General features: G+C 67.7%; 21 protein-coding genes. 7 read left to right on the top strand and 14 right to left on the bottom strand.

Going from position 1 to position 20428, the window contains the following annotated elements; translation table 11 throughout:
* A partial coding sequence (locus AAHB16_RS19585) for a response regulator transcription factor (RefSeq protein ID WP_342051772.1) occupies positions 1–409 on the bottom strand: 409 nt, incomplete at its 3' end.
* Positions 410–572: 163 nt separating this feature from the next.
* Here AAHB16_RS19585 and AAHB16_RS19580 point away from each other — a divergent pair.
* The gene (locus tag AAHB16_RS19580; RefSeq protein WP_342051771.1) at positions 573–1301 is read left to right on the top strand and encodes a response regulator transcription factor; all 729 of its coding nucleotides are present in this window, start codon (positions 573–575) and stop codon (positions 1299–1301) included.
* A gap of 28 nt (positions 1302–1329) precedes the next feature.
* On the opposite strand, the gene AAHB16_RS19575 is transcribed toward AAHB16_RS19580, so the two are convergent.
* Together AAHB16_RS19575 and AAHB16_RS19570 are read right to left on the bottom strand one after the other, a co-directional pair.
* The gene (locus AAHB16_RS19575; protein ID WP_150373234.1) at positions 1330–2355 is read right to left on the bottom strand and encodes a Bug family tripartite tricarboxylate transporter substrate binding protein; all 1026 of its coding nucleotides are present in this window, start codon (positions 2353–2355) and stop codon (positions 1330–1332) included.
* A gap of 85 nt (positions 2356–2440) precedes the next feature.
* Positions 2441–2740, bottom strand: coding sequence for a hypothetical protein (locus tag AAHB16_RS19570; RefSeq protein ID WP_191002156.1), 300 nt, complete (start codon positions 2738–2740; stop codon positions 2441–2443).
* Positions 2741–2899: 159 nt separating this feature from the next.
* Here AAHB16_RS19570 and AAHB16_RS19565 point away from each other — a divergent pair, with 159 nt between their 5' ends.
* Positions 2900–4186, top strand: coding sequence for a M20/M25/M40 family metallo-hydrolase (locus AAHB16_RS19565; RefSeq protein WP_150373236.1), 1287 nt, complete (start codon positions 2900–2902; stop codon positions 4184–4186).
* A gap of 57 nt (positions 4187–4243) precedes the next feature.
* Here AAHB16_RS19565 and AAHB16_RS19560 read toward each other — a convergent pair whose 3' ends face one another.
* Positions 4244–5467 carry an MFS transporter gene (locus AAHB16_RS19560; protein WP_150373237.1) on the bottom strand — a complete coding sequence of 408 codons (1224 nt, stop codon included), beginning with the start codon at positions 5465–5467 and terminating at the stop codon, positions 4244–4246.
* Positions 5468–5608: 141 nt separating this feature from the next.
* Here AAHB16_RS19560 and AAHB16_RS19555 point away from each other — a divergent pair, with 141 nt between their 5' ends.
* Positions 5609–6421, top strand: a complete 813-nt coding sequence (locus AAHB16_RS19555; RefSeq protein WP_150373239.1) for an AraC family transcriptional regulator — start codon at positions 5609–5611, stop codon at positions 6419–6421.
* 7 nt (positions 6422–6428) lie between these two features.
* Here the strand turns inward: AAHB16_RS19555 and AAHB16_RS19550 are convergent, their stop codons facing one another.
* The 8 genes from AAHB16_RS19550 to AAHB16_RS19515 all read right to left on the bottom strand — a co-directional run bounded on the left by AAHB16_RS19550 (position 6429) and on the right by AAHB16_RS19515 (position 14513).
* On the bottom strand, positions 6429–7706 hold the full coding sequence (locus AAHB16_RS19550; RefSeq protein ID WP_342051770.1) for a M20 aminoacylase family protein: 1278 nt from the start codon (positions 7704–7706) through the stop codon (positions 6429–6431).
* A 237-nt stretch (positions 7707–7943) separates the two neighbouring features.
* On the bottom strand, positions 7944–8792 hold the full coding sequence (locus AAHB16_RS19545; RefSeq protein WP_150373241.1) for a fumarylacetoacetate hydrolase family protein: 849 nt from the start codon (positions 8790–8792) through the stop codon (positions 7944–7946).
* 58 nt (positions 8793–8850) lie between these two features.
* Positions 8851–9477: a glutathione peroxidase gene (locus AAHB16_RS19540; RefSeq protein ID WP_223851346.1), complete on the bottom strand. Its 627-nt coding sequence runs from the start codon at positions 9475–9477 to the stop codon at positions 8851–8853.
* Between the two features lie 75 nt (positions 9478–9552).
* Positions 9553–11043 carry an MDR family MFS transporter gene (locus AAHB16_RS19535; RefSeq protein ID WP_342051769.1) on the bottom strand — a complete coding sequence of 497 codons (1491 nt, stop codon included), beginning with the start codon at positions 11041–11043 and terminating at the stop codon, positions 9553–9555.
* A 233-nt stretch (positions 11044–11276) separates the two neighbouring features.
* Positions 11277–11717: a CBS domain-containing protein gene (locus AAHB16_RS19530; RefSeq protein WP_342051775.1), complete on the bottom strand. Its 441-nt coding sequence runs from the start codon at positions 11715–11717 to the stop codon at positions 11277–11279.
* Positions 11718–11887: 170 nt separating this feature from the next.
* Positions 11888–13282, bottom strand: coding sequence for an ATP-dependent RNA helicase DbpA (gene dbpA / locus AAHB16_RS19525; protein WP_342051768.1), 1395 nt, complete (start codon positions 13280–13282; stop codon positions 11888–11890).
* Positions 13283–13308: 26 nt separating this feature from the next.
* The gene (locus tag AAHB16_RS19520; RefSeq protein ID WP_150373245.1) at positions 13309–14145 is read right to left on the bottom strand and encodes a DUF72 domain-containing protein; all 837 of its coding nucleotides are present in this window, start codon (positions 14143–14145) and stop codon (positions 13309–13311) included.
* A 29-nt stretch (positions 14146–14174) separates the two neighbouring features.
* The gene (locus AAHB16_RS19515; RefSeq protein ID WP_150373246.1) at positions 14175–14513 is read right to left on the bottom strand and encodes a nucleotide pyrophosphohydrolase; all 339 of its coding nucleotides are present in this window, start codon (positions 14511–14513) and stop codon (positions 14175–14177) included.
* Between the two features lie 45 nt (positions 14514–14558).
* Here AAHB16_RS19515 and AAHB16_RS19510 point away from each other — a divergent pair, with 45 nt between their 5' ends.
* The 4 genes from AAHB16_RS19510 (at position 14559) to AAHB16_RS19495 (ending at position 18325) form a co-directional block, all read left to right on the top strand.
* On the top strand, positions 14559–15458 hold the full coding sequence (locus AAHB16_RS19510) for a LysR family transcriptional regulator (protein ID WP_342051767.1): 900 nt from the start codon (positions 14559–14561) through the stop codon (positions 15456–15458).
* 106 nt (positions 15459–15564) lie between these two features.
* The gene (locus AAHB16_RS19505) at positions 15565–16344 is read left to right on the top strand and encodes an aldolase (protein ID WP_150373249.1); all 780 of its coding nucleotides are present in this window, start codon (positions 15565–15567) and stop codon (positions 16342–16344) included.
* Positions 16345–16378: 34 nt separating this feature from the next.
* Positions 16379–17707: an MFS transporter gene (locus AAHB16_RS19500; protein WP_342051766.1), complete on the top strand. Its 1329-nt coding sequence runs from the start codon at positions 16379–16381 to the stop codon at positions 17705–17707.
* Between the two features lie 6 nt (positions 17708–17713).
* The gene (locus AAHB16_RS19495) at positions 17714–18325 is read left to right on the top strand and encodes a 2-hydroxychromene-2-carboxylate isomerase (RefSeq protein ID WP_150373252.1); all 612 of its coding nucleotides are present in this window, start codon (positions 17714–17716) and stop codon (positions 18323–18325) included.
* Positions 18326–18385: 60 nt separating this feature from the next.
* On the opposite strand, the gene AAHB16_RS19490 is transcribed toward AAHB16_RS19495, so the two are convergent.
* Both AAHB16_RS19490 and AAHB16_RS19485 read right to left on the bottom strand, forming a co-directional pair.
* Positions 18386–19765 (bottom strand): sensor histidine kinase, encoded by a 1380-nt coding sequence (locus tag AAHB16_RS19490; protein ID WP_342051765.1) that lies wholly within the window; start codon positions 19763–19765, stop codon positions 18386–18388.
* Positions 19762–20427: a response regulator transcription factor gene (locus AAHB16_RS19485; RefSeq protein ID WP_342051764.1), complete on the bottom strand. Its 666-nt coding sequence runs from the start codon at positions 20425–20427 to the stop codon at positions 19762–19764. The genes AAHB16_RS19490 and AAHB16_RS19485 overlap by 4 nt, the downstream gene beginning before the upstream one ends.
* Between the last annotated feature and the right edge of the window lies 1 nt (position 20428).

Here is a 20428-nt window from a genome sequence, read left to right as displayed (position 1 = left end):
TGCCCCGCGCCACGATCGCCCCGCCGGGCAGGCTCTCCGGATAGGCGCGCCGCACGAGCGCGTGGATGCGCGCCATCAGTTCCGCCGGGCGCACGGGCTTGACCATATAGTCGTCCGCGCCCGCCATGAGCATCTCGACGATATCGGCCTCGCCGTCGCGCACGGTCACGAACATCACCGGCAGGCGCGGATCCAGATGCGCGCGCGCCCACGCGAGCACGTCGCGCCCCGACACGCCGGCCACGTTCCATTCGATCAGCAGCATGTCGAAAGGTGTCGCGCGCAGGGCCCGCAGCAGCTGGCAGCCGCGCGTGAACGTCGTGCAGGCGTGTCCCGCGGCTGCGGCGGCCTCGCGGATCAGTGATGCGTCCGAGAGGTCGTCCTCGAGCGAAGCAATCGTAATTCCCATCGTCGTCCCTGTTGGCTGCCGTCAGCCATCATTAGAGACGACTCGGCGGCCGTTGCACATGAGACGATCCTCATTTATTGGCCCGCAACAAAAGTTTACTTCGCGCGCGCGGCGGGGCCTCCTACCATGGGCCCTCCCCTGATCCCTGCCGGAGGCCGCTGCCGTGGATATAGCCGTGCTCGACGACGATCCGGCGCGCGCGATGCTGCTGGAGCGCGCGCTGCGCCGTGGCGCCCACCGCTGCATGCGCTTCCGCCACGGTACCGCGCTGCTCGACGCGATGCGGCATCAGGGCTTCGACGCGCTGCTGCTGGACAGCGACCACGGCGGCGCCGATGTCCGCGAGTTCGTGCGTATCGTGCGGCAGTCGTTCGGTCACGGCGTGCCCCTGGTGGTCCTGTCCGCCGCGCACGAGGAAGCGGAAGTCGTGGGTTGCCTGCGCGACGGCGCCGATGCGTGCCTGCGCAAGCCCGTGCGCGAACGCGAGCTGGTGGCGCGGGTGGAGGCGCTCGCGCGGCGCGCGGCGGCGCCGTTCCGGCGTGCGGGGAATATCGGGGGAAGCGGTGCCGGCCGTCCCGGCAACGACGCTCCCGAGCTCGTCTATGGCCGTTACCGGTTCGAGGTGGGCGAGCGCCGCGCGTGGGTGCGCGACCGCTGCGTGAAGCTGGCGCCGAAGGAGTTCGCGCTCGCGCTGCTGCTGTTCCGCCATCTCGGCGCGCTGGTCACGCGGCGCCTGATGGTGGATCAGGTCTGGCAGGGCAAGGTGTCCGACGGCGCGCGCACGATCGACAGTCACCTGTCGCGCGTGCGCGGCAAGCTCGAACTCTGGCCGCACAACGGCGTGGACCTGCGCACGGTCCACGGCCTCGGCTGCCGGCTCGATGCGGTGTAGCGGGCCGCGTGGGTCGGTAGGGTCCCGCTCAGTCCGCCTTGATGCCCGCTTCCTTCACGATGCGCGCGTTGTCATCGTATTCCGCGTGAATCGACGCCGCGAACTGCGCGGCGGTACCGCCGGTGGGCACTTCGCCGTCACGCAGCAGGCGCTCGCGCACCTCGGGCGATGCCAGCGCCTTGTTCAGTTCCGCGTTGAGGCGATTGACGATCGCGGGCGGCGTCTTGCCCGGCGCGAACACGCCGAACGTCGAGGTCAGGTTGGCCTTCGGAAAGCCGAGTTCGGCCATCGTCGGTACGTTCGGCAGGCTCTCGATCCGCTTGGGCGCGCCCACGGCGATCGCGCGCAGCTTGCCGGCCTGCATCTGGCCCGTCAGTTGCGGGCTCGCGTTGGTGCTCATGACCTCGAACTGGCCGCCGAGCGCGTCGTTCATCTGCTGGCCGCCGCCCTTGTACGGAATCAGCGTCACGTCGGCCTTCGACTTCGCCCTGACCTGCTCGAGCATCACGTGGCCCACCGTGCCCAGGCCCGACGTCGCCCAGCGCACCGAGCCCGGCTTGGCGCGCGACTGGGCGATGAGGTCCGGGAACGACTGGCCCGTGAAGGCCTGCGTCGCGACCACGAGCACCGGCGAGTACATGACGCTCATCACCGGCGCGATATCGCGGCGCGGGTCGTAGTTGACGCGGCCGACATGCGGGTTGAGCGTCAGCGGGCTCGTCGAGGCGAACCCGATCGTATAGCCGTCCGGCGCCGCCTTGGCGACGGCGTCGATCCCGATGCTGCCGCCCGCGCCCGCGCGGTTCTCCACCACGACCGATGCGCCCATCTGCGCGGTCAGCTGGTCGCCCAGCGCGCGCGCGACGGTGTCGCTGATGCCGCCGGTCGGGTAGGCGACGATCAGACGGATCGGGCGGCTCGGGTACGTGTCGGGCTGCGCGGCGTGGGCGGCAGGGACGCCGGCGGTGGCGGTGAGGCCGGCGGCGAGGGCGAGGGCCGCAAGGTTCGGCGTGCGGATCGGCGTGCGGATCGGCGTGCTAAGGGGAGAAACCATGGTGAGAAGCTGAGGGTCGGCAGAGGTTTGGAATGGGAATGCGGTTGCCCGGAAACGGGTCATTCGCCGGTCCGGCGCACCGGAATCACGCACCGGGGCCATTCGCCGGCGGGGGCGATGTCTCCAGCGGCTGCTCGGGCACCCACGAGACGAAGAGCTCGTTGGCACGATCGTAGAGCCGCCACGACGTCCCGCATTCGCGGCACGTGAACGACATCATGCTGTACGGCACGCCCGCGGCGCTCTGGCTGACCAGCGGCGCCGTGCTGCGCAGGGCCAGGCACGCATGCGGCTCGCGCCGGCGCGAATCGGCGGCGAGCGCGAGGCAATGCGCGCAGGCGGGACGCCCGGAGGCGGGGGAAGACGGGGTTACGGCGGACTTCATGACCGCAATGATGCCGCAAAACGCATGCCCGGATCGAGATTCCTCGCCCGATCGATTGTTCCATGTCAGTGCGTGCACAAAAAACACTTTACGTGGCGCGCCGGCATCGCCAAGATTTTGCCTCGCGTCACTTACCCCACAACAACAGGAGCATCCGACATGCCACACCCCGCCCTGCGGCCGCTTTCCGCCTCCCTCGCGCTTGCGCTGGCCACGCTGGCCTGCGCCGCGCAGGCCGCCCCGGTCGAGCCCGCCTATCGGCTGGCCCAGCAGGAGAAGCCCGCGCTGATCGACACCATGCGCGACCTCGTGTCGATCGAGTCGGGCAGCAAGGACATCGAAGGCCTGGACCGCATTGCCAACCTGATCCGCGACCGGCTTGCCGCGCTCGGCGGTGACGCGAAGCTGGTGGAGCCGACCGAGGTCTATCGGATGGAAGACACGCCCGAGAAGGTCGGCAAGATGGTGCTGGCGCAGTTCAAGGGCACCGGCAAGCGCAAGATCATGCTGATCGCCCACATGGATACCGTCTACCTGCGCGGCATGCTTGCGCAGCAGCCGTTCCGCGTGGAAGGCGACCGCGCCTACGGCCTGGGCATCGCCGACGACAAGAACGGCGTCGCGGTGATCCTCCACACCGTGGCCATCCTGCAGAAGATGAACTTCAAGGATTACGGCACGCTCACCGTGCTGATCAACGGCGACGAGGAGATCAGCTCGCCGGGCGCGCGCGCGACGATGACGAAGCTCGGCGCCGAGCAGGACGCCGTGTTCTCGTGCGAGGCCACGCGCATCAGCGGGGACCGCCTGTCGCTGGCCACCAGCGGCATCGGCGCCATCGCGCTCAAGGTGGAAGGCAAGTCGTCGCACGCGGGCAGCTCGCCCGAGCTCGGCCGCAATGCGTTCTACGAGATGGCGAACCAGGTGCTGCAGATGCGCGACCTGTCGAATCCGGACACGGGTCTCAAGGTCAACTGGACGATCGCCAGCGCCGGCACCAACCGCAACGTGATTCCGGCCATCGCCACCGCGCAGGCGGACGTCCGCGTGCTCCGCACCGCCGACTACGACGGCCTCGAGAAGACGCTGCATGAGCGGATTCAGAAGAAGCTGATTCCCGATACGAAGGTGGAGGTGAAGTTCGAACGCCGCCGTCCGCCGCTCGAGGTCACGCAGGCCGCGCGCACGCTGGCCGCGCACGCGCAGGGCATCTATGCGGAAATCGGCGAGAAGCTGGCCGTGTACGACACCGCCGAAGGCGGCGGCACCGATGCCGCGTTCGCGGCGGCCGGCACCAAGGCCCCCGTGATCGAGCGCTTTGGCCTGCGCGGCTTTGGCGCGCATTCGAACGACGCGGAATACGTGGACCTGAACTCGGTCACGCCGCGCCTGTATCTGCTGACGCGCATGATCATGGACGTGTCGCAGGACAAGGCCGGCAAGTAAGCAGCAAAAAAACGCCCTCGCCTTTCGGCAGAGGGCGTTTGTCCGCAGGCGCGGCTGTCAGGCGACCGCGCGCTTTCGCAGATCCGGCAGGAACACCGCCAGCAGGCCCAGCAGCGGCAGGTACGCGCAGAGACGGTAGACCGACGTGATGCCGTGCGTATCGGCGAGGTGGCCCAGCACCGCGGCGCCGATGCCGCCCATGCCGAACGCGAAGCCGAAGAACAGCCCGGACACCATGCCCACCTTGCCCGGAATCAGTTCCTGCGCGAACACGAGGATCGCCGAGAACGCCGAGGCCAGGATAAAACCGATGACCACCGTCAGCACGCCGGTCCAGAACAGGTTCGCGTGCGGCAGCAGCAGCGTGAACGGCGCCACGCCGAGAATCGAGGCCCAGATCACCTGCTTGCGTCCGACGCGGTCGCCGATCGGACCGCCGAGGATCGTGCCGGCCGCCACCGCGAACAGGAACAGGAACAGGTACACCTGCGACGACTGGCGCGTGAGCCCGAACTTCTCCATGAGATAGAACGTGTAGTACGTGTTCAGGCTCGCCATGTAGAAGTACTTGGAGAAGATCAGCAGCAGCAGCACCGCGATCGCGCGCACGACCGTCGAGGTCGGCAGCTTCGCCACGGCGCCGGCGGCCTTCTTCTTGCCCGCGCGTTCGGCCAGATGACGGCCGTACCAGCCGCCGATCTGCCACAGCACGGCGATCGCGATCACGGCCGCCACGGAGAACCACGCGACATTGCCCTGCGTGTGGACGATCCATGCGGCCAGCAGCGGACCCATCGCACTGCCGCCATTGCCGCCGACCTGGAAGATCGACTGCGCCAGACCGTGCTTGCCGCCCGATGCCAGGCGCGCCACGCGCGACGACTCCGGATGGAAGATCGAGGAGCCCGTGCCCACCAGCGCGGCGGCCACCAGCAGCACGCCGTAGGTCGGCGCCACGGACAGCAGCAGCAGGCCGCCGAGCGTGAAGCCCATGCCGATGGCCAGCGAATGCGGCTTGGGATGCTTGTCGGTGTACAGGCCGACGATGGGCTGCAGCAGCGAGGCCGTGATCTGATAGGTCAGCGTCAGCAGGCCGATCTGCGTGAAGCTCAGGTTGAAGCCCCCCTTGAGCATCGGGTAGATCGCCAGAATCAGCGACTGGATCATGTCGTTGAGGAAGTGCGCGAAGCTGATCGCGTACAACACGCGGAAGCGCGTGCCCTCCTCCTTCTGCTGCGCCGCGCCGGCGGCGGCCTGGGCGGTATGGACGGTGGTGGTCATGGTGCGGGGGCTCATTGGCCCGGTTGTCTCGCTGGGAATCCTTGGAAATTTCTGGGAACCTTTTCCAACTGTCCGCAGATGCTAAATGGCAAAACAGCGCCTGTCCTGCGAGAATGGGGGCGCGACCTTGGAGAAAAGGACATGCCCACAGGCAAAACCGCCCCGACCCCCGCGCGCGCGGACTCCCACGCGCCCTCGCCCGCCTATCTGCAGTTCGACCGCAGCCCGATGCCGGTCACGGCCATGGCGGCCGACTATGCGGCAGGCCACGAGACCAAGCCGCACCAGCATCCCCACGCGCAGCTCGTCCATGCGGTGCACGGCGTGATGGTCGTCAACACGGCGCAGGGCCAGTGGCTCGTGCCGCCCACGCGCGGCATGTGGATGCCGGGCAATACCACCCACTGGATCCGCATGGCCAGCCGCGTGCAGATGCGGACCGCCTATATCCGTCCCGATGCCGCGCCGGACCTGCTCACCCAATGCACGGTGCTCGGCATCTCTCCGCTGCTGCGCGAACTGATCCTCGCGGCGATCGACATCCCCCTGCCCTATGCGGACGACTCGCGCGACGGACGGCTGATGCGGCTGCTGCTGGACGAGGTGTTGCGCGTGCCGACGCTGCCGCTGCATCTGCCACGGCCCGACGACGCGGGGCTGCGGGAAATCTGCGAGGAAATCGTGGAGACGCCCGATTCCGATCTGACGCTCGTGGACTGGGGCGCGCGCCTCGGGCTCGATCCCAAGACGATCCAGCGCCGGTTCGCGCGCGAGACGGGCATGACGTTCGGGCAGTGGCGCCAGCAGGCGCGGCTGCTCGCGGCGCTGGAAAAACTGGCCGCGGGAGAGAAGGTGGTGGATATCGCGCTGGACCTCGGCTACGACAGCCCCAGCGCGTTCGCGACGATGTTCAAGCGGCAGTTCGGCGTGCCGCCGAGCGCGTTCTTCCGATAGCGGCCGGTCAGGCCTCGTCCGAGAGGTAACGCTCGACCAGGCGCGTCCAGTACGCAGCGCCCACGGTCAGATTCTCGTCGTTGAAGTCGTACCCCGCGTTATGCAGCAGCGGCTGGTTCGCGCCATTGCCCATGCGCACGAAGCAGCCCGGGCGCTGCTGCAGGAAGTACGCGAAGTCCTCGCTGCCCGCGATGCGATGGAAGTTGCCGATCGCGCGTTCCGGCCCCACGAGTTCCTCGGCGACCTGCTGCGCGAACGCCGTCTCGCGCTCGCTGTTCACGAGCACCGGATAGCCGCGCACGTAGTCGATCTCCACGGTCGCGCCATAGCCTTCGGCATGCGCGGTGGCCAGCTGGCGGATGCGCGCCTCCATCGACGCCCTCACCTCGGCGCTGAACGAGCGCACGCTGATTTCCATGCGCGCGCTGTCGGGAATCACGTTCGGGGCGTGGCCCGCATGCAGCGTGCCGATGGTCACCACCGCGGTCTCGTTCGGATCGACGTTACGCGCCACGACCGACTGCAATGCCATGACGAGGCTGCCCGCGACGAGAATCGGATCGATGGCCTGATGCGGACGCGCGGCATGGCCGCCCTTGCCACGGATCGTGATGGCCACCGTATCGCACGCGGCCATGAACGGCCCCGCGCGGAACATGAATGTGCCCGCTTCCACGCCCGGATGGTTGTGCAGGCCGAAGATCGCGTCGCAGGGGAATCGCTCGAACAGGCCATCGGCGAGCATGCGCTCTGCCCCGCCGCCCGCGCCGATTTCCTCGGCCGGCTGGAAGATCAGGTTCACGGTGCCGTCGAACTGGCGCGTGCGCGCAAGCTGGCGGGCCGCGCCCAGCAGCACGGTGGTGTGGCCATCGTGGCCGCATGCGTGCATCTTGCCTTCATGCACGCTGGCGTACGGCAGACCCGACCGCTCGTGGATCGGCAGCGCATCCATATCGGCGCGGATGCCCACGCTGCGGCGGCTCTGGCCGTTTCGCAGCGTGCCGACCACGCCGGTCCCGCCCACGTTGCGCGTGACCTCGTAGCCCCACGCCTCGAGCCGGCTCGCGACGAGTTCCGAGGTGTGGAGCTCGTTGAACGCGAGTTCCGGGTGCTGGTGGATGTGGCGCCGGATGTCCTGCAGCTCGGCCCGGCTGTCGAGCGTGTCGTGCAGCGTGCAGAAGTGGCGGGGCTTGAAAGGCTTGTCGGCGGGGGTACCGTCGGCATCGGGTTCGTCGATCTGAACCGTCTTCAATATCGACTCTATTTCGGGGGCGTGTTCGGACATGGCGTGGGCTCTCGTCTTGTGACAGCGTTGATTTCAGTGTGTCACGTGAAATCCGCAGATAAAACCCCGATTGCGGATTTCGTGCGGATGCGCCCCAAATCGCCGCAAAACTGTTGCCCGCACGGAACGCTTTGCAAGGAAACGCGACGCTTTGTATGAAGACGTTTCAGCGGGGAACCTCGTTGACAGACATTCCCCGCACCCAAGTCGGTGCATGACCGACAGACAGTCCGCGTTCTAGCGCTCGCCGTAGGGCACCACGAGCTGGGTCTGCACGCCGAGGCCCTCGATATGCAGACGCATCGTGTCGCCCGCGTTCAGGTAGCGCGGCGGCTTGAAGCCCATGCCGACGCCCGGCGGCGTGCCCGTGGCGATGAGGTCGCCGGGCATCAGCGTCATGAAGCGGCTGACGTAGCTGACCACGGTGGCCACGTCGAACACCATCGTCGCGGTGGAGCCCTTCTGCATGCGTTCGCCGTTCACATCGAGCCACATGGCGAGCTTCTGCGGGTCCGCCACCTCGTCGCGCGTCACGAGCCACGGCCCCACGGGACAGAACGTGTCGCAGCCCTTGCCCTTGTCCCAGGTGCCGCCGCGCTCCAGTTGAAACTCGCGTTCGGACACATCGTTGACCACGCAGTATCCGGCCACGTGGTCCAGCGCCGATTCGCGCGATACGTTGCGCGCCGTCGTGCCGATGACCACGCCGAGCTCCACTTCCCAGTCGCTCTTCTCGGAGCCGAACGGCAGCATCACGGGATCGTCCGGGCCGTTCAGGGACGTGGTCGCCTTCAGGAAGACGATCGGCTCGGCCGGCAGCGCCATGCCCGCCTCGGCCGCATGGTCCGCGTAGTTGAGCCCGATCGCGATGATCTTGCCGATGCCGGTCCAGGGCACGCCATGGCGCTGGCTGTCCACGAGCGGCAGGCTCGCCGGATCGATCCTGGCCAGCTTCGCGAGCGCCGCAGGCGAGAGTTCCTGCGGACCGATGTCTCCAATCACGCCCGAGAGGTCACGGACGCGGCCGTCGCTGTCGACGAGGCCCGGGCGCTCCGCACCGGGATGCCCAACACGTACGAGCTTCATTGTTTTCCTTTTGCGATGGTTGCGATGGTTGCGATGGTCAGTGGCGCGCCGGCAGCGTTCAGCGCGCGCCCAGGAGTTGCTCGATCCTGCCGACGAGCTGCCTGTCGTCCGGCTTCGTCTTGCTGTCGTAGCTGCCGACCACCTGCCCGTTCCGGTCGATCAGGTACTTGTAGAAGTTCCACTTCGGCGCGGTGCCGGTCTCCCTGGCCAGCAGCGCGTACATCGGGTTCGCCTCGCCGCCGCGCACGTGGGTCTTGCCCAGCATCGGAAACTTGACGCCATACGTGTTGTAGCAGAAGTCGGAGATTTCCTTCTCCGAGCCGGGCTCCTGCGAGAAGTCGTTCGAGGGGAAGCCCAGCACCACGAGGCCACGCTCGCGATACTTGCCGTACAGCGCCTCGAGCCCCTCGTACTGGGGCGTGAATCCGCAATAACTGGCGGTGTTGACCACGAGCACGACCTTGCCCGCGTACTGGCAGAGATTCTGCGGGGCCTCGTCCTGCAGGCGCGGGAACTTGAAGTTCAGCGATGCCGGGCAGGCGCCGGCCGCGGGGCTCGTGGCGGGGCTGGCGGCGCCGGCGTTAGTTGCAGGTTTGTCGGCCGCCTGCGCGGGCAAGGCGGCCATCGTCGCGGCCGCCGCCAGGGCGGCGCCGGCTGACAGCATGGCGGAAAGCGTACGGGTCATGGCGGCATTCTCCGGTTCAGGAACCTTCCGGTTCGGGGATCGCGCCAAGTGTACTGTTCCTGCGGGCGATCCGCCTCAGTCCATCATCGCGGTCTTCGCATGCTCGGTGACGCTGCCGCGCAGTTCGAGGTCCGGCATGCGGCGGACGATCACGAGCGCGACGATCGCGGCCAGCGCGCCCGCCGCGAAGATCAGGTGGAAGCCCGACTCCACGCCGCCGGCCAGCGCCTGGCGCGCGGCCGGCGACAGGTGCGCCATGGCCTCGCTGCCGTGGCGCAGCGCGCCGAGGTCGAGCGACTCGGCAATGCCCGCCCGCGTCATCGCCGTGCGGAACTCGAGCGCCAGCAGCGTGCCCGCCAGGGCGCCGCCGATGGCGCTGCCGAGCGAACGGATAACGAGCAACGCGCCCGTGCCCGAGCCCATGTCGCGGCGTTCGAGCGCGTTCTGGACGCCGATCAGCGTGCCGACCATGGTCATGCCGAGGCCGACACCGGCGATCGTCATGGCGATCAGCACCAAGACGGTCGGCACGGCGGGCGTCGCCGCCGCCAGCGCGATCAGACCGATGGCCGCGGCGACGTAGCCCCCGGTCAGGATGCCGCGCATGCGGCCGACGCGCGGCGCGAGCCACGCCACCACGAGGTTGCCGGCCACGGTGGACAGCAGGAACGGCACCACGAGCAGGCCCGACATCGATGCGTCGGCGCCGCGCACGAGCTGGAACAGCAGCGGCAGCGCGAAGATGCAGAGGAAGATATTGAGCGCCGACATCGCCGATGCGCCCACGCCCATCACATAGGCGCGGTTATGGAACAGGCGCGGCGCGAGCATCGGATCGGGCGCGCGGTGTTCCTGCCACGCGAGCAGCGCGAGCGCGATGGCGGTAATGCCGAGCAGCGCGCCCATCTCGGGCGAGATCCAGTCGAATGCGTCGCCGGCCCAGCTCATGCCGAGCAGGAACGCGACGATCGCCACCGCGAGCAGCAGCGCGCCGAGCCAGTCCACGCGGACTGCGCCGCCGCGGGGGCGCAGATGCGCGAGGCCGCGGTAGCACATGGCCATGGCGAGCGCGCCGAGCGGCACGTTGATCCAGAACAGCCAGCGCCACGACATATGGTCCGAGACCCAGCCGCCGACGAGCGGGCCGGCGATCGACGCCATGGCCCACACCATCGCCAGATACCCCTGGTAGCGGCCGCGCTGGCGCGGCGCCACCACATCGGCGATCGCGGCCTGCGCCAGCGACATCAGGCCGCCGCCGCCCACGCCCTGCAGCGCGCGGAACAGGATCAGCTGCGATAGCGACTGGGCGAGCGCGCAGGCCACCGAGGCCACCACGAACAGCGAGATCGCGATCATCAGCAGCCGGCGCCGTCCGAAGCTGTCCGAGAGCTTGCCGTAGAGCGGCGTCGTGACCGTCGAGACGATCAGGTACGCGGTCACGATCCACGACAGATGCCCAAACCCGTTCAGGTCGTTCGCGATGGCCGGCACCGCTGGAATGACCACGGTCTGGTCCAGCGCGGCGAGCAGGATACACAGCACGATGCCGCCGATCACGCGCATGATCGCGCCGTGATCGAGTTGCTCGTGGCTGGCGTGGGCTGCGGGAGAATGGGAAGACGACCCGCCAGCCTCTGCGGTGGGCTGTGCGGTTTGAGCGGACAAAGGCGGGGACATCAGGCGCGGCCTTATTCAGTAATCGCATAATTATATGCGTCTACCGAACGGTGGCGGCGCCTGCTTTAAACAATCGGAACGGCGGACGAATAGCGGTGGGCTATCTGGTTCGCGCCGCCTCAGTGGACGTTGCCGGAGATGTAGTGTTCCAGTTGCTCGATGATGAATTTCTGCTCGGAGATGATGTCCTTCACCAGGTCGCCGATCGACAGCATGCCGACGAGTTCGTCGCCCTCCATCACCGGCAGGTGGCGCAGGCGATGGCGCGTCATCAGCGCCATGCAGTCATCGGTGCTCTGGTCCGCGCGCACATAGATCACCGAGCTCGTCATGATCTCGCGCACCAGCGTCTCGCGCGACGTGCGCTGCATCAGGATCACCTTGCGCGCGTAATCGCGCTCGCTGAGGATGCCGACGATCTTGTTTTGCTCCATGACGAGCAACGCGCCGATCCCTTTTTCCGCCATCAGCTGCAGCGCGGCGTACACCGTCGCTACCGGCGGGATGCTGAAGATGGCTTGCGTTGGCTTCGATTCCAGAACCTGCCGTGCGGTTTTCATACCCACTCCTCGTTCGGTCTCTTGCGTCTGGGACATCCGTGCGGCACCGCGCAAAACGCCGCCGGCCGCCTCTCCAGATTAGCAAAGGATCGGCGGCGCTTACAGGGTGACTTGTACGAATCTTGTCACGGGACGTAAGCTCCGCTGAGGCTTGTGCATCACTCGGCGAATCACTCCGTGAGCATGCGCACCTTGACCTTGCGGCCCTTGACCTTGACCTCGTTGAGCTTGCGGACGGCTTCGCGGCCGATGGCGCGATCGACGGCGATATACGTGGACATCTCCATCACGTTGATCTTGCCGATCTGTTCCTTCGCAAAGCCCGCGTCGCCGGTCAGCGCGCCGAGCAGGTCGCCCGGACGGTACTTTTCCTTGCGGCCGCCCAGCATCTGCAGCGTCACCATGGGCGGCAGCAGCCGCTCGGTGCCCGTGGGCAGCAGTTCCGCCACCGCGTGCCATTCGAACTCGCCGCCGTGGTGCTGCTCCAGATTCCCCACGCGGCCCATCTCGTTCATGCTGACCAGCGTGAACGCCCAGCCTTCGGCATCGGCGCGGCCCGTGCGGCCGACCCGGTGCACATGCACCTCGGGGTCGGGCGTGACGTCGACGTTGATCACGGCCTCCAGCTGCGAGATATCGAGACCCCGCGCCGCCACGTCGGTGGCGACGAGGATGGAGCAGCTACGGTTGGCAAACTGCACGAGCACCTGGTCGCGGTCGCGCTGGTCGAGCTCGCCATGCAGCGCGAGGGCCTGGTAGCCCTGCGCGCGCAGCAGATCGACGAGGTCGCGGCAGCGTGCCTTTGTATTGCAGAAGGCGAGGGTGCTGGCGGGGCGGTAATGCTCGAGCAGCCGCGCCACGGTGTTCAGGCGCTGGCCTTCCTCGATCTCGTAGAAGCGCTGGCGGATCTTGCCGGGCGCATGCTGCTCGGCCACCTTGATCTCGCGCGGCTTGCGCATGAACTGCTGCGCAAGCTTCTCGATGCCCGGCGGATAGGTCGCCGAGAACAGCAGCGTCTGGCGTTCCTTCGGGCAATGGCGCGCGACGAAGGCGATGTCATCGACGAAGCCCATGTCGAGCATGCGGTCGGCTTCGTCGAGCACCAGCGTGTTGATCGCGCGCATATCGAGGCTGCCGCGCTCGATATGGTCCATGAGCCGGCCCGGCGTGCCCACCACGATATGGGCCCCGTGGATCAGGCTATCGACCTGCGGGCGCATCGGCGAGCCGCCGCACAGCGTCAGGACCTTGATGTTCTCCTCGGCGCGGGCCAGGCGGCGGATCTCCTGCGTGACCTGATCCGCGAGCTCGCGCGTGGGGCACATGACGAGGGCCTGCACGTCGAAGCGGCGCGCGTCCAGGCGGTGGAGCAGGGCGAGCGCGAACGCGGCGGTCTTGCCGCTGCCGGTACGGGCCTGCGCGATCAGATCCTCGCCAGCGAGCGCGGCGGGCAGGCTCGCGGCCTGGATCGGCGTCATGGTGTCGTAGCCGAGCTGCGCAAGGGTGGCCAGCGTGCCGGCCGACAGGGGCAGGGTGGAGAAGAGGGGTTCGGATGCGGAAGTCATGCCGGATTATAGGCGGGCCGGCGCCTTCACTCCGCCGGCTGCCAGCCAAGCTTGCCGAGCAGCGCCTGCGCGGCGGCCGGCGCGCGCTCCTTGGCGCCGTTGATAAAGAACAGGTACACGTCCTTCGCCTTGAGCCGGCCATCGCTGTCGCCCACACGCGGCAGATCGTCCGGCGCCTTGCCGTCGCTCCACGCCCGCACGCGCGCGGTCCACTGGTCGAGCGCCTTGGGTCCGTAGCCGGTGGCCAGCTTCTCGCTGCTGTCCATGAGCCGCGCGTAGACGAAGTCCGCCGTCAGGTCCGCCATCGACGGGAACTTCGGCGAGTCCGTGAACACGGTGGCCGCCTTGTACCTGCGCGCGAGCTTCAGGTATGCCTCGCAGGCGAAGCTCTCGTGCCGCACCTCGAGCACGTGCCGCAGCTTCACGCCCTCGACAGAGGCGGGCAGCAACGCCAGGAACGCCTCGAAGTCCTCGGCATCGAACGACTTGGTCGGCGCGAACTGCCACACCACGGGCCCGAGCTTCTTGCCGAGCTCCGCAATGCCGCTGTCGATGAACCGCGCGATCGAGTCGCCGGACTCGGCCAGCACGCGGCGGTTGGTCGCGAAGCGGCTGGCCTTGACGGCGAACACGAACCCATCGGGCGCCTCGTCGCGCCACTTCACGAACGACGTACGCTTCTGCGTGCCGTGGTAGGTGCTGTTGATCTCGATCGCCGTCAGATGCCGGCTCGCATATTGCAACTCGCGCGCATGCGCGAGCCCCGCCGGATAAAAATTGTCTCGCCACGGCGCGAAGGTCCAGCCGCCGATGCCGATATGCACATTCGAGGGATACGATCCTGCCTTGCTTCGCGTGGCCATGCTGGCTCCGGTTGGTCCGGCCGAATCCGTCAGCGCAAGCCGCGCTCCGGATCGGCAGGGTACTTGACCGCATTCATTTCCATCTTTGCCCGCACCGCCGCATCGAGGTCCACGCCGAGCGTCGTCACGAGCTGCGCCAGATAGATGGTGATGTCGGCGAGCTCCTGCTCCACATGCGCGCGCTCGCCGGTCGTCATGACCTGCCGCGATTCCTCCTCGGTCTTCCACTGAAAGATCTCGACGAGCTCCGCCACTTCGACGCTCAGCGCCATGGCGAGGTTCTTGGGGCTGTGATACTTGCGCCAGCCGCGTGCATCGGCAAAGCCGCCCGCGGCCTGCTGCAGATTGCGGATATCGATAAGGGGCATGAACGTGGGACTCCGGTAACAGTGTTTGATTGTATCCTCTGCCCCATGGACACCCCCGACCGCCAGCTCCGCAGTTTCCTTCGCATCGCCGAACTCAAGTCGCTCTCGCGCGCGGCGGAGGAACTCGACCAGACGCAGTCGGGCCTGAGCCGGCAGCTGGCCGCGCTCGAGGCGCATCTGGGCAAGCCGCTGTTCATCCGCACGGGCCGCGGCGTGGAGCTGACCGAAGCGGGCAGGAAGCTCCATGACGCGATCCGGGGGCCGTACCGCGCGATCGATCAGGCCGTGGACACCATCCGCGAGAGCCACGGCACCACGCAGGGCACGGTGCGGCTCGCGATCGTGCATACGGTCAGCTACTACTTCATGGCCGACGTGGTGGCCGCATTCGTCAGCAGCCACCCGGGCGTGAACCTTTCGCTGATGGGGCGCAGCTCGCCCGAGGTCGTGTCGCTCGTGGAAAGCGGCAAGGCCGATCTCGGCTTCGTCTACGACACGGCCGTGGATACGGCTACGCTGACCTCGCACCCGTTGTTCGAGGACGAGATGTGCCTCGTCACGCGGGCGGCCGAAGACCAGACCGCAGGCGCGGACATCGATCTGCACGGCCGCGAACTCCGGCTCGTCGGGTTTCCTCCGGGCTATGCGCTGCGCCGCATGCTCCAGAGCGCGGGCCTGCACCCCGACTACGTCGCGGAAGCGGAGACCGTCGATGCGATCCTCAAGCTCGTCTCCACGGGCGTCGGCGAGTGCATCCTCCCGTGCCGCCTGCCGGACAAGCTGCTGGCCGACTATGGCCTGCGCAAGCTGCGCATCCGCAGTCCGCTGCTGCGCCGTCGCATCGTCGCCATCGGCCACGGCGAGCGGCATGCCATGCCCCTGACCGGTGCGCTGCTCGAATGCGCGCTACAAGTCGCACGCGCGCTGGGCCCGGCCGGCGCATGACAAAGGCGTGACGGAATGAGATACCTGCTATGCGCGTAGCTGCATAGCACCCGCAAGGCGTCGTTTCCATACTGGGCTCCGTGCCACCACGGAGAGAGAGAACAGTATGAATGCCCCCCTCAGAGACAAGTCCTACTTCGACACGCGCGCCACCACGGAGATGGCAAAGCATCTGCGCAACAAGCCGCGCACGATGCAGGAGACCATGGCGTACGCGTGCCGCATCCTCGCGATGACCGAGCAGGAAGCCGGCCTCGCGGGCCAGATCAGCGTGCGGTCCGAGCGCCCAGGCGCCTACTGGACGCTGCGCTTCGGCCTCGGCTTCGACGAAGCCACGCCCGAGGATTTCATCGAGGTCGATAGCGACCTCAACACGCTGACCGGCGACGGCATGCCCAATCCGGCGACGCGTTTCCATCTGTGGGTCTACGAGGCGCGCCCCGACGTCCAGTCGATCATCCACACGCATTCGCCGTGGGCGTCCGCGCTCGCCGCCGCGCGTCAGCCGCTGGTCATCGCGCAGATGGACATGACGCCGCTGCACGACGACTGCGCATTCCTGGGCGAATGGCCCGGCGTGCCCATCGCCGATCAGGAAGGCGTGATCATCTCGAGGGCGCTCGGCAGCAAGCGCGCGATCATCCTCGCGCATCACGGTTACCTGACCGCGGGCCAGAGTTGCGAAGAGGCCACCTATCTCTCCGTGTACCTCGAGCGCGCCGCGCGCATGCAGATTCGCGCGCAGGCATTCGGGCCGCTGACGCCCGTCGACGACGCGCTCGCGAAGGAAGCTCACGACTACCTGCTCAAGCCGTCGATCGTCAACGCGACGTTCTCTTACTGGGCCCGCCAGACGCACGGCGTGCCGCCGCTGCCCGCAGCGTGACGCGCTGCCATTCCCCCACACAAGGAGCGTCACGATGAACAGCATTCCCACCACGCGCACGCGGCGCGAGTACATCACCGCGGGTCTGGCCAGCATGATGGGTACCACCATCGAGTGGTACGACTTTTTTCTGTACGGTACCGCGGCCGCGCTGATCTTCAACAAGATCTTCTTCCCCTCGTTCGATCCGCTCACGGGCACGCTCGCCGCGTTTGCCACCTACTCGGTGGGCTTCTTCGCGCGGCCGCTCGGCGGCATCGTGTTCGGCCATTTCGGCGACAAGGTCGGCCGCAAGTCGATGTTGCTGATCACGCTGTTCATGATGGGCATTCCGACCATCCTCATCGGCCTGATTCCGTCGTACGACAGCATTGGCTACTGGGCCGCCGTGGCGCTCGTGCTGCTGCGCCTGCTGCAGGGCATCGCGGTGGGCGGCGAGTGGGGCGGCGCGGTGCTGATGGCCGTGGAACATGCGCCCGAGGGCAAGAAGGGCTTCTTCGGCAGCCTGCCGCAGGCCGGTGTCGCGCCGGGACTCGTGCTGTCGTCGCTCGCCATGGGCATGGTGGCCGCGTTGCCCGAGAAGGACATGCTGACATGGGGCTGGCGCGTGCCGTTCCTCGCCAGCGTGATCCTGCTCGCGGTCGGCTGGTTCATTCGCGCGAAGGTCGCCGAGTCGCCGGACTTCGAGCAGATGCAGAAGAAGGGCGAGAAGGTGGAGATGCCCGCGATGGTGGTGCTCAAGCGCTATCCGCGCCAGGTGCTCACCGTCGTCGGCGGACGCCTTGCCGAGGTGACGTGGTTCTATACCGTGGTCACGTTCTCGCTGGCGTACGCCACGGGCACGCTCGGTGTGCCCAAGTCGGTGATGCTCGATGCCACCGTATGGGGCGCGGCCATCGCGCTGTTCACCATGCCGCTGTTCGGCGTGCTGGGCGATCGCTTCGGCTTCAAGTGGGTGTTCATGGCAGGCACGGTCGGCATTCTGGTCTTCGCGCCGCAGTTCTTCTCGCTGCTGCAGTCGCTCGATCCGAAGAACATCACCATTGCGGTCGCGATTGCGATCGGCCTCGTCTACGCCTGCCTCTACGGCCCCGAAGGCAGCCTGTTCTCCGCGCAGTTTCCGGCCGAGGTGCGTTACAGCGGCATCTCGATCGCGGTGCAGGTATCGGGCGCCATCGGCGGCGGGCTCGCGCCCATCGTCGCCACCTCGCTGCTCGCCTATGGCAAGGGCAGTCCCACGTATATCGTGTGGTATCTCTGCGCGCTGAGCGTCATCGCGTTCATCAGCGCCGCATGCATGCGCGATTCGGCATTCGCGACGGCTCCGCTCGGCGCCGTGCAACGCGGCACACAAGGGGGGTAAGCGCGCATGACCCGCCCGCATATCGACTACTACTTCTGGCTCAACTCGGACTGGGCCTACCTCGGCGCCGATCGGCTCGACGCGCTTTCGCGGCGCATGGATGTGGAGATCCGGCACAAGCCCGTGGACCTGCCCAACGTCTATGCGCGCACGGGCGGCGTGCTGCTCGGCCAGCGCGCGCCGGAGCGCCAGCAATATCGCATCGCGGAGCTCAGGCGCTGGTGCCGCAAGCTCGGCATCGACGTGAATCCGACGCCGAAGTACATGTGCCCGAACGCGGACCTCGCGTCGCGCATCGTGATCGCGGCCGATCGGGCGCACCTGCCGGTGCTCGGGCTGTACAAGGCCATCCTGCACGCCGAATGGTGCGAGGAACGCGATATCTCGTCGGCGGACACGCTGCGCGAGATCGTGCGCGGGCAGGGCCTCGATGCCGATGCGCTGCTGGCGCGGGCGCTGCAGGACGACATCGAGGCACTGTACCGCCGCTACACCGACGAGGCCGTCGCGGCGGGCGTGTTCGGCTCGCCGTCCTATGTGTTCGAGGGGGAGTTGTTCTGGGGGCAGGATCGGCTCGACATGCTCGAGGAGGCCATCGCGCTGCGGCTCGCGTCCTGATACGTCCCGAACAACTTGCAGGACTGCGGCTCCCTCCGGGGAGCTTTTTTTTAACCGCGCTCATCCACCCGACGGAAAGCGCAACCGCGCCGAAAGCCCGCCTTCGCGCGCCCGTGCAAGTTGCAGTTCGCCGCCATACAGCGCGCTGATATCGCGCACGATCGCCAGCCCGAGTCCGCTGCCTTCGGCCTGCTCGTCGAGCCGCACAAAGCGTGACATCACGGCCTCGCGCGCCTCGTCCGGAATGCCAGGGCCGTCGTCGGCAACCTCGATCTCCAGCGCATCGTCGCGCTGCGCCACGCGCAGACGCACGCTGTGCCGCGCCCAGCGGCATGCGTTGTCGAGCAGGTTGCCGAGCATCTCGATCAGGTCCTGCCGGTCGCCGGGGAACATCCCTTCGCCCTCCGCCTCGATATCGAGCGCGCGTTCGCCATGCAGTCTGCGCAGCGCGTGCACGAGCGAGCCCGCCACGTCGTGCACGGGCACCAGCCCCGCATCGCGCGTGGCACCGGCGGCACGCGCGCGGGCCAGATGGCGATCGACCTGCCTGCGCATGACGTCGAACTGCTCGGCCATGCGATGCCGCTCTTCGGGCGGCAGGCGATCGATATCGTTCGTCAGCACGGCCAGTGGGGTCTTGACCGCATGCGCGAGATCCGCGGCCTGGCGCCGCGAGCGCGCGACGGCCTCGGCATTGCGCGCGAGCAGCTTGTTGATTTCATCGACGAGCGGAATCACTTCGCTGGGCCATGTGCCGCCGAGCGTCGTTTCGCGCTGCCGGTGCATGGAGACCAACGCTTCGCGCAACCGCCTGAGCGGCAACAGGCCGAAGCTGATCTGCGCGACGACGGCGGCCACCAGGCCCACGCCGAGCACCGCGAGCGACAGCCACAGCAGATTGCGGAACGAGCGCTTGGCCGCGCGCAGTTCGGTACGGTCGATCGCCACGCCGATCGTGACGGGCGGCATCGCTGTCCCCTGTGCTCCCTGCGGGCCCGGCGTCCCCGTGCCTTCCAGCCGCACCGTGCGCGTCATCACCATCAGCGACTGATCGCGCGGCCCCGTGGCCACGTAGGCATCCGTCGTCGGCACCTCGCGATCCATCTTCGCGGGGAACTCGGCATCCCATAGCGAGCGCGAACGTACTTCGGACTTGCCGCCGACCGCGTGCCAGTAGGCGCCGGAGTAGGGGCGCTCATAGCGCGGATCGGCCGGCGTGCGCGTGTTCACGAGCACGCCGGCGGGTGTCCATTCAAGCGACCCCGCGAGGCTCGTCACTTCACGATTGAGCTGGCTGGCGTAGGTCTGATCGACATGGCGCTCGAACAGCGCGGACAGGATCAGGCCCGTCGTGACGAGCGCGCCGATCACCCATAGCGTGGAGACCGCGAACAGCCGTCGCGCGATCGAGCGCGTGGGGGATTGCGCCGGCGCCGTCATGCCTGCGCGGACTTCATGCGATAGCCGCGGCCGCGCACGGTCTCGATGCGATCGGTGTCGAGCTTCTTGCGCAGCCGGCCGATGAACACCTCGATGGTATTGCTGTCGCGGTCGAAGTCCTGCGCGTAGATATGCTCGGTCAGCGCGGTCTTGCTCACGATCTCGTCCTGATGGTGCATCAGGTAATCGAGCACGCGAAACTCGTGGCTCGTGAGCGAGACCACCGCGCCGGCGACCGACACGGTGCCCGTGCGCGGGTTCAGTTCGATCGGCCCACAGGCGAGCACGGGCGCGAGCTTGCCCGACGCGCGGCGAATCAGTGCGCGGATGCGCGCCTGCAGCTCCTCCATGCGGAACGGCTTGGTCAGGTAGTCGTCGGCGCCCGCATCGATCCCCTCGACCTTCTCCACCCAGCTGTCGCGCGCGGTGAGGATCAGCACCGGCATCTCCGATCCCGCTTCGCGCCAGCGCCGCAGGACGGACAAGCCGTCGAGCGACGGCAGGCCGAGATCGAGAATCGCGGCGTCGTAGGGGTTCTCGCTGCCAAGGTGCCAGCCATCGAGTCCATCGGCGGCCACGTCCACGGCAAACCCCGCCGCCACGAGCGACTGCTCGAGTTGCCGCGCCAGGTCGGGTTCATCCTCCACCACCAGGATGCGCATG

Source organism: Cupriavidus sp. OTU4054 (assembly GCF_038440175.1).
In the GTDB taxonomy this organism is placed as follows: domain Bacteria; phylum Pseudomonadota; class Gammaproteobacteria; order Burkholderiales; family Burkholderiaceae; genus Cupriavidus; species Cupriavidus pauculus_D.
Note: the sequence above shows the minus strand (reverse complement) of the source record. Positions and strands in the feature narration are given on the sequence as shown.